Annotated in this window: 2 protein-coding genes; one reads left to right on the top strand and one right to left on the bottom strand. The window is 72.6% G+C overall.

All coding sequences use genetic code 11. The annotated features are described in order from the left end of the window. Positions 1-253, top strand: a 253-nt coding sequence (locus VQ03_RS34100) for a hypothetical protein (RefSeq protein WP_083468316.1), incomplete at its 5' end; no start/stop codon positions are given. Here VQ03_RS34100 and fliP read toward each other — a convergent pair. Further along, positions 241-996 (bottom strand): flagellar type III secretion system pore protein FliP, encoded by a 756-nt coding sequence (fliP, locus tag VQ03_RS29885; protein WP_048454570.1) that lies wholly within the window; start codon positions 994-996, stop codon positions 241-243. The genes VQ03_RS34100 and fliP overlap by 13 nt on opposite strands. Positions 997-1,221: the final 225 nt, after the last annotated feature.

Here is a 1,221-nt window from a genome sequence, read left to right as displayed (position 1 = left end):
GCGGCGGGTGGTGGCCGCCTCGCAGCACCTCGCCGGCGAGACCATCCTGCTCGGTTTCGCGATGCAGATCGCCTGGTTCGAGGCCTGGACGCAGCCGCTCATCGCCGCCGCGGACGCCCAGGCCGCCGGCCTCGCCCGCCTCGCGCGCCGCGACCGTCTGATGCGCCGCGGCGTGCCGGCCCACCTCGCCGGCCTGGGCCTGCGCCTGGTGCCCGGGACGGTGCCCTGGCCGGGCGCCGATCAGCCGCCGTAGCTCTGCACCAGCGAGCCGGCCACCAGGGTCCAGCCGTCGACCAGCACGAAGAAGATCAGCTTGAACGGCAGCGCCACGGTCGCGGGCGGCATCATCATCATGCCGACCGACATCAGGATCGAGGCGACCACGAGGTCGATGATCAGGAACGGGATGAACAGGAGGAAGCCGATCTCGAAGGCGCGGCGCAACTCCGAGATCATGAAGGCGGGAGTCAGCACCTCGAGGCCCACCGCCTCGGGGGTCGCCGGCGTCCCGGCTCGGGCGAGGTCGAGGAAGAGCTTCAGGTCCTTCTCGCGCACGCTGCGCAGCATGAAGGCCTTGAAGGGCTGGCTCGCCCGCTCGAAGGCCTGTCCCTGCTGGATCTGTCCGGCGAGCAGCGGCTCGATGCCGGTGCGGTAGGCCTCCCGCGCCGTCGGCGCCATCACGAAGGCGGTGAGGAACAGGGAGAGGCTGATGATCACCGCGTTCGGCGGGGCCGTCTGCGTGCCCAGGGCCGAGCGCAGGATCGACAGCACCACCACGATGCGGGTGAACGAGGTCGCCATCACCAGGACCGAGGGCGCCAGCGCCAGCACGGTGATGAGGGCGACGAGCTGAAGGGCGCGCTCGGTGACGCCCCCACTGGGGCCGAGATCGACGGTCAGGCTCTGCGCCATCACCGTCCCGCCCGAGAGGAACGGCAGGGCCACCGCCGCGCGGCAGAGAATCGGGAGGAGGGAGCGGGGAGTCGGAGGCGCCATGGCGGCGCACCCTGGGCCGCGCCGCCCCGGCCCGCAAGCGCCGCGCCCGCCGCGCCCCTTCGAGGGCGGGCGGGCGCGGTTCCGGTGCAACAGCCCTGGATGCCCTCGGGTCAGCCAGAGGGTCAGCGCTTGTCGAGCGGCCGGCCGAGGAGGCGGGCGAACTCTGCCTCGATCTCCTCGACCGAGAACGGGTTCTGGACCGAGGGCGGCTTCGAGGTCGGGGCC

Origin of the sequence: Methylobacterium tarhaniae, assembly GCF_001043955.1 — a bacterium.
Classification (GTDB): domain Bacteria; phylum Pseudomonadota; class Alphaproteobacteria; order Rhizobiales; family Beijerinckiaceae; genus Methylobacterium; species Methylobacterium tarhaniae.
The sequence above is the reverse complement of the archived record's forward strand: the minus strand, read 5'-3'. Positions and strand labels throughout refer to the sequence as shown.

What these genes read in the sequence shown, in the direction of transcription:
- fliP (WP_048454570.1), bottom strand. Translation starts at nt 996, where the DNA reads ATGGCGCCTCCGACTCCCCGCTCCCTCCTCCCGATTCTCTGCCGCGCG.